The sequence below is a fragment of the Arcicella sp. GW458-12-2-14-TSB2 genome (genome assembly GCF_059423785.1).
This window is the reverse complement of the sequence record NZ_JBWKYN010000239.1, coordinates 1-7,175: the sequence shown is the minus strand read 5'-3', so window position 1 is coordinate 7,175 and position 7,175 is coordinate 1. Positions and strand designations below refer to the sequence as shown.

Here is a 7,175-nt window from a genome sequence, read left to right as displayed (position 1 = left end):
TTTATAGGTAGTATACCATTACTATAATGATAACCCAAATCTATAAAATAGGTCTAGTTTTATGTGTGTTTTTGCTTGGCACATTTGGGGATGTCTATGCTCAAACCAAACTAAAGGCTGCTAATTATCAATTTGAAAAGCTAAGTTACCTTGAAGCTATTCGTTTGTATGAAGATTTTTTACGTGAAAGACAAGACATTCAAAGCACTTTAGAAGCATTAAGAAAACTTGGTTTTTCTTATCGGAAAATACAAGATACTAAAAATGCAGAAAGAGTATATTTCAATATCATTAAAGATTATCCTGATGTTGAAAGTGAGATTTATCTGTATTATGCACAGGCCTTAGCATCCAATCAAAAATATCGTGAATCGCAGAAATATTATTCATTGTATGGCGAAAAACAAAAAGCTGATTTAAGAGGAAAGCGTTTTACGATTTCATACATGGATATGAGTCAGTTTTACCGAGATTCATCTTCCTATAAAATAGAATACCTCAATATTAATTCTCGCCAAGCAGACTTTAGTCCGATGTATTACAAAGGAGGTTTAGTTTTTTGCTCGGCTCGTGACGAATCTGGGATAATAAAACGTGTTTTTGGATGGAACCAAACGCCCTTTCTAAATTTATACATTGCTACCGACACAGCTTTGTTATCGCCCAAATTGGGCTTACAGGGTGCTACATCGTTAGGGGGAATGTCTGCAAGCACCAGTAATAATGAAGCAGTTGCACAAGACCTACCATTAAGCAAAATTGAAGATTTTAGCAGAGTGCTCAATACAAAATACCATGAAGGGCCAGTGAGTTTTTTTAAAGATTGGAAACGGGTTATTTTTACAAGAAATAACTATAACAATGGTAAGGCGAGGCAATCAAAAAGTGGTACGAATGGACTAAAATTATATATTGCCAATTTAAACAGAACAAATTGGAGCGATGTAAAAGAGTTGCCCTTTAATAGCAATGAGTATTCCTGTGGGCATCCTGCGTTGAATGTAGATAATACCAAACTGTATTTTGTTTCCGATAAGCCCGGTGGTTTTGGCGGAACAGATATTTATGTAGTTGACTACAGCAATGGAAGATGGGGAACGCCAGTAAATGCAGGGCGGGAAATTAATACAGAAGGAAATGAAATGTTCCCCTTTATCGATGAGAACGATAACCTATATTTTGCCTCGGATGGACATGAAGGACTCGGCGGATTAGATATTTTTTATGCAGAAAGAAAAGATGGTGCATTCGTTGGAACGGTAGTGAATGTAGGTGCTCCTTTAAACTCTGAAAAAGATGATTTCGGCTTGATTACTGATGGTGCTAGAAATTCGGGGTACTTTTCATCAAACCGTAAAAAGGGCATTCATGATGACAATATTTATAGTTTTAGAAGAGAGTGCCATCCATTAAATATTATGGTGTATGATGCTTTGACGAAGGCTCCTTTAGAGGAGGTTGATATTAGAAGTGTAATTAATGGAGAAAATCAAGAATTGAAGGTGACTAATGCAGAAGGGGCTATGTCAATTTGCTTACAATCGCTATCTGAGTATGAGTTCAAGGCGATTAAAGAAGGCTACCAGATGAATTCAATTACGTTCTCTACCAGAAGTAATACTGCTCAGAATACTACCTTGGCTATTTATCTTGAAAAATCTAATACTTCGGTATTAAAAGGTATTGTGAAGTCGGAAGTAAATCAGAAGCCAATTGCTGGTGTACAAGTAACCTTAGAAAACCAACAAGACAAGACTAAGCAAACCGTCATTACGGGTGAAGATGGAGAGTATGAATTTGAAGTTAAGCCCGAAACAGAAAATAAGTTAACGGTTGAAAAAGATAATTATGCTACCAATAGCGAAGTAATTAAGAACATAGATAATCGCCAACATATACAAGAAATGTATGGCAAAGGAGATATTATCAAACTAAATAATATTTATTATAACCTTGATAAGTATTTTATCCGTGCTGATGCTGCCAGAGAATTAGAAAATACGCTTTTGCCAATTCTCCAGAAATTTCCTACTATGAAAGTTGAGATTCGTTCACACACGGATTCAAGGGCGAGTGCGGCCTATAATTTGGAGTTATCACAGAAAAGAGCCAAAGCTGTTGTCGATTTTTTGGTTGAAAGTGGCATAGACCCTAATCGCCTGGTGGCTAAAGGGTACGGGGAAAACCAACCCATTAATGAATGCATCGACGGAGTGCCTTGTACGGAAGAACAATATCAGGAAAATAGGAGGACAGAGTTTAAAATATTATCAGTGAAATAATATTGCGTAATTGTTGTTTCACGAAAAGCCAAGAACCATTACAGTTTACTGTGGTTTTTGGCTTTTTTATTTCCATTAACCATTTTTTTAACCAGAACTTTTCCAATAATTTATTATAATATAAATAGTTGAGTATTGAAATGCTTAAAATCTCTTTATAATAATAACAGATTTTACTTAGCGTATATCGCTATGGTTTTAGTCAATCAAAATTTTGCTGGATGAAACTATCATGACATTTTTATGTATGGTATTGGTATCATGACAGATTAAGATTTTATTAACATAAATTTAAGTATTTCAATATTTATTTGTAAATTTCCACAGTTATCATTGCTGGTTTACAGTTAACATAATTGCTTATGTCCAAATTACTATGAAACTCTCTAATCTAAATCCTGAAAATTATATTGACCAATTCGTATGGCTTAGATTTCTTGAAGGAGACAAGTCAGCATTCGAGGAATTGATGAAAGCTAATTTTTCATCATTATTTCATTATGGCTCAAAATTTTCTAAGGACAAGGAGTTTATTAAAGATTGTATTCAAGATTTATTTTTGCAACTATGGGAGCGTCGTGAGCACCTATCAAATGAAATTGTTGTAAAACCTTATTTGATGGCTTCGTTAAGAAGAAGAATTCATAGAGCATCTCTTCAACTTCGTTTTTCTGACCCTTATACTGAAGCAAATGATATTTTTGATATTGAATTTTCTATTGAAGAAAAATTTATTCAGGATGAAACAAGTTTGGTGCTAGCTCAACGCATTAAACAAGTAATTGAAACTTTGCCAAAAAGACAAAAAGAAGTTATTTATCTTAAATTTTTCCAAGAATTAGAGCGAGACCAAATCGCTCAAATTATGGATATTGCCCCTCAGACAGCCTCAAATCTTCTTCAGATGGCTATTAAACAACTCAAAAAATATTGGACTACCGAGTTTATTGCGTTGTTTTTACCGCTTTTATTGCGCTAATAAACATTTATATCAATAAAAGTAATTTAGGAATACCTTTTCCGTGGTCTTTAACAGACAGACCACGGAAAAGGATGACTTTATTATTCACAAAAAGACCAACTATTTAATGTTTTTCTTATTAAGAAAATAATAATAACCACGTATAGACACTACTCCAACAAAAAAAAGAATAACATATACCCAACTCAATTGATTTAGGATTGTATCGGCTTTAGAATTATTAAAATACAGTCCCAAAGAAATTCTTAAAAATACACAAATAGCAAACCCCCAAAGTAAATACTTCATATAGACCTTCATAATAATTATATAGTTTAAGTATTTTTAATACAGAGTGAATAGTTTCCTCTTCCATGTTCTGTCTGCTACAGCCTACAGAAGAGAAATAGCCAAAAGTACGAATTGGTTTATTTATATTTATTCTTTACTTTTAAGAAAAACCGTAAATGTGTATATATTTACAAGTTAACTATTATTGTATTAAGACCAAATCATAAAAATAAAACCACTGATATAATAAAAAAATGATGGACAAAGTATTTACTATCAAAGGCCACAAAATTGCTGCTTTGATAATTGACGAAGATTCTCTAAAATTTTCAAGTCAAAATCACGACACCTACTCTACATTTCAAGAAGCTTGGAATAAAGCACTTTCTTTTGCAACAAAAGTTGAAATCAAATATGATGCTATAAAATCAATTAAAAAAGAAGAGAATGAAGATGATATCTTGATAAAGTATAAGACTTTAGGTGGAATTCCTATAGATTGTGAATTCAGCTTTATAAACAAAGAAGATTACGATGTTTTCTTTAGCTATTTTATAAAAAACCAATATTATCAGAAAACAAATGAAGCTTTAACGCCTTTTCGTGCTATCAGGAATTATTTAATAGGACTTGTAGTAACAATAGCTTATACAATTTTTTCATATTATGAAGCAATCGCAATAGAAAATGGAACAATAGAAGAAGCTAACTCTAATAAGGCAAAAGTTTTTAACTATGTTGTTGGGCTTCTTGGCGACAAGGGAGTAATCGCTGTTGGATTGAGTATGGCTATATTTTTTATTTACAAGATTTGGACACGATACAAAAACCCACCCAATCAAATCTGTCTTGTTCCTCCAAATATATAAATAGCCCACGGAGAAGGAAAACGATAAGAACATCTTTCTTAAAACATAACATAATGCACACTACTGACACAACCTATTTATTTAGACCAGTCAATCAAGCTGAATTAGACAAAATCGCTAGTTCCGACTGGACAAAGTTTCCCCCTAGACTACCCGAGCAACCCATTTTTTATCCTGTAATGAATGAAGAATATGCCATTCAGATTGCAAAAGAATGGAATGTCCCTGCATATGGCGTTGGTTATGTGACAAAATTTGCTGTAAATGCCAATTATCTTAAAAAGTTTAAAGTAGAAAATGTGGGTGCTGAAATCCACAATGAACTTTGGGTAGATGCTGATGAGCTAGAAGAGTTTAACAACAACATCGTTGGAAAAATTGAAGTGACAAAGGAGTTTAGATGAAAATTAGAGTATCAAAAGAGAAATATAGAACGACAAAAATTTATGCATGCAATACAGCCTCTTTGTAATACTTCCCTTTATATTCCAACGGAGACATACCTGTAATTTTCTTAAAGACTTCTCGAAATGCTTTTACATCAGAATAACCTACTTCGTACATTACCTCATTAATTGTTTTGCGGTTGGTTTCAAATGATTTTTTTGCAGTTTCAATTTTCACTCTTTGCGAATATTCAATAGGAGTATTACCTGTTGCTTTAATAAACCTTCGGTCAAAATTTCTTCTACTAATATTATACTTGGTAGATAAATCTTCAATAGTAATTTTTTCAGTGATATTCTTTTCAATGTATTCCTGTGCTTGAAGAACCACCTCGTCATCATGTTTTTTTTGCCCTGTGAAAATGGCAAATTCAGACTGCGTATTCCTATCCATTTCTATCTGAAACACTTTTGAACAATAAATAGCCGTTTGCCTGTCATAATATTTTTCAATCAGGTATAGCATTAAATTAAGAAATGAATACGCTCCGCCATTAGTATAAATGCCGTTTTCATCAGTAATTAATTTATCAATTTGCAAGTTAACTTTTGGAAACATCATTCTAAAGTTTTCGGTAACCGACCAATGGGTAGAACAACTTCTCCCATTAAGCATTCCAGATGCTGCAAGCATAAATGCTCCAGTACAAATAGTGGCAATTTCCGCTCCGTTTTTATATTGTTTTTCCAGCCAAGCTATCAACAATTCGTTGTCTTTCAACGCAAGTTTATAATTATGATTTAAGGAAGGGATAACGATAAGGTTTGTTTTTTCAATAGCCGAAATATTCAGATGTGGTTTTACCGTAAATAATCCCCCATTGAAATCTACTTTTTCAGCAATTCCAGCTAGTTGAATGATAAACAATTCTTTCTTGAAGTTTTCTTTCCAATAATTATTTGCCTTATTAAATATTTCATACGCTCCTGAAATACTACTAAGGTTATTTTCGCCATTAGGAACGATAATAGTGAGATGTTTCATTGCTTTTTTGAGTAAAAGTAATCATTTTAATTGTCCAAATCAACCCATTATAAAGTCTATTTAACACCTCCTTAAAGTAAATATTAGACAATATATTTGTATTGCAATACTAAAGAAAGAAACATGAAAGCATCTAATTTTACAACAATTATCTTAGTTGATAATACTTCGGAAGAAGTTTACAAAGCCATTAATAATGTTCGTGACTGGTGGAGTGAAGAGATTGAAGGCACTACAGACAAACTTTACAGCGAATGGAACTATCATTACCAAGATGTACATCGTTGCAAGATGTTAACGATAGAATTAATTCCCAACCAAAAAGTAATTTGGCAGGTACTAGACAACTATTTTAGTTTCACCCAAAACAAAGACGAATGGAAAGGCAATACAATGGTTTTTGAAATAACCGAAAAAGATGGCAAAACACAACTACAATTTACTCAAGTAGGCTTAGTACCCGATTATGAGTGTTATGATATTTGTGAAAATGCTTGGAACACTTATATCCAAAAAAGTTTGTATAGCCTTATTACAACAGGTACTGGACAGCCTAACAACAAAGGAAATCCACAAACTGAAGACGAAAAGAAAATGGCGACTTCAAACTATACCACTACCTTTTTTGTAAATCAAACTCCAGAGGAAGTATTTAGTGCCATTAATAATGTTCGTGGCTGGTGGCAAGGAGAAATTGAAGGCAACACCAATCAACTGGATGATGAGTTTGATTATCGAATGAAGGAGCATCATTTTTCAAAACAGAAAATAGTGGAATTTATTCCCAACAAAAAAATTGTTTGGCTAGTAACCGATAGTAAATTGAATTCTTTTACCGACAAATCAGAATGGACAGGCACAAAAATAATTATTGAGATTAATGAAATAAACAACAAAACACAAGTACGTTTTACACACGTTGGTTTAGTGCCAACAATAGCGTGTTATGATGCTTGTTCAGGGGCTTGGGAACAGCTAGTTCAAGCAAGTTTATACAGTTTGATAACTACAGGAAAAGGAACGAAGGTTTTTGGATAATAAAGGCTATCGTGTTTAGAAAAGTACTTTTCGTTATACAAAAATACACTTTTGCTTAAATCACAAAATACGCTGAACCTTTTTCTGAAGATTTTATGATAAATTACCGAGTTGAAAACGTGGAAGCACTTGTTGAAGGATTGAAAAAAGAAGTATTAATCATTGTTGATAAAATTGAAACATACGACTATGGTAAATTTGTTCATATTCTTGATGCAGAAGGCAATAAAATTGAATTATGGGAACCAATTGACTAAAAATAATAAAAACTCTTGTACAAGAATGGAGGAAAAAAAGATTCTT

Annotated in this window: 7 protein-coding genes; 6 read left to right on the top strand and 1 reads right to left on the bottom strand. The window is 32.9% G+C overall.

From position 1 onward, the window contains the following. Positions 1–26 precede the first annotated feature (26 nt). From AC07XN_RS22495 to AC07XN_RS22480, 4 genes are all read left to right on the top strand, one after another. A complete protein-coding gene (locus tag AC07XN_RS22495; RefSeq protein ID WP_494744692.1) occupies positions 27–2,282 on the top strand; it encodes an OmpA family protein in 2,256 nt (751 codons plus the stop codon). A 376-nt stretch (positions 2,283–2,658) separates the two neighbouring features. Further along, positions 2,659–3,261 (top strand): RNA polymerase sigma factor, encoded by a 603-nt coding sequence (locus tag AC07XN_RS22490; protein ID WP_309912085.1) that lies wholly within the window; start codon positions 2,659–2,661, stop codon positions 3,259–3,261. A gap of 527 nt (positions 3,262–3,788) precedes the next feature. Continuing rightward, entirely contained in the window at positions 3,789–4,403 is a 615-nt protein-coding gene (locus AC07XN_RS22485) for a hypothetical protein (RefSeq protein ID WP_494744691.1), read from the top strand. Between the two features lie 53 nt (positions 4,404–4,456). Beyond that, a complete protein-coding gene (locus tag AC07XN_RS22480) occupies positions 4,457–4,807 on the top strand; it encodes a hypothetical protein (protein WP_494744690.1) in 351 nt (116 codons plus the stop codon). A 40-nt stretch (positions 4,808–4,847) separates the two neighbouring features. Here AC07XN_RS22480 and AC07XN_RS22475 read toward each other — a convergent pair whose 3' ends face one another. After that, positions 4,848–5,834, bottom strand: a complete 987-nt coding sequence (locus AC07XN_RS22475) for a GlxA family transcriptional regulator (RefSeq protein ID WP_494744689.1) — start codon at positions 5,832–5,834, stop codon at positions 4,848–4,850. 123 nt (positions 5,835–5,957) lie between these two features. Between AC07XN_RS22475 and AC07XN_RS22470 the strand changes: the two genes are divergently transcribed. Continuing rightward, on the top strand, positions 5,958–6,872 hold the full coding sequence (locus tag AC07XN_RS22470; protein WP_494744688.1) for an SRPBCC domain-containing protein: 915 nt from the start codon (positions 5,958–5,960) through the stop codon (positions 6,870–6,872). Between the two features lie 95 nt (positions 6,873–6,967). Continuing rightward, entirely contained in the window at positions 6,968–7,129 is a 162-nt protein-coding gene (locus tag AC07XN_RS22465; RefSeq protein WP_494744687.1) for a VOC family protein, read from the top strand. The last annotated feature ends 46 nt before the right edge of the window (positions 7,130–7,175 follow it).

What these genes read in the sequence shown, in the direction of transcription:
- AC07XN_RS22495 (WP_494744692.1), top strand. Translation starts at nt 27, where the DNA reads ATGATAACCCAAATCTATAAAATAGGTCTAGTTTTATGTGTGTTTTTG.
- AC07XN_RS22490 (WP_309912085.1), top strand. Translation starts at nt 2,659, where the DNA reads ATGAAACTCTCTAATCTAAATCCTGAAAATTATATTGACCAATTCGTA.
- AC07XN_RS22485 (WP_494744691.1), top strand. Translation starts at nt 3,789, where the DNA reads ATGATGGACAAAGTATTTACTATCAAAGGCCACAAAATTGCTGCTTTG.
- AC07XN_RS22480 (WP_494744690.1), top strand. Translation starts at nt 4,457, where the DNA reads ATGCACACTACTGACACAACCTATTTATTTAGACCAGTCAATCAAGCT.
- AC07XN_RS22475 (WP_494744689.1), bottom strand. Translation starts at nt 5,834, where the DNA reads ATGAAACATCTCACTATTATCGTTCCTAATGGCGAAAATAACCTTAGT.
- AC07XN_RS22470 (WP_494744688.1), top strand. Translation starts at nt 5,958, where the DNA reads ATGAAAGCATCTAATTTTACAACAATTATCTTAGTTGATAATACTTCG.
- AC07XN_RS22465 (WP_494744687.1), top strand. Translation starts at nt 6,968, where the DNA reads ATGATAAATTACCGAGTTGAAAACGTGGAAGCACTTGTTGAAGGATTG.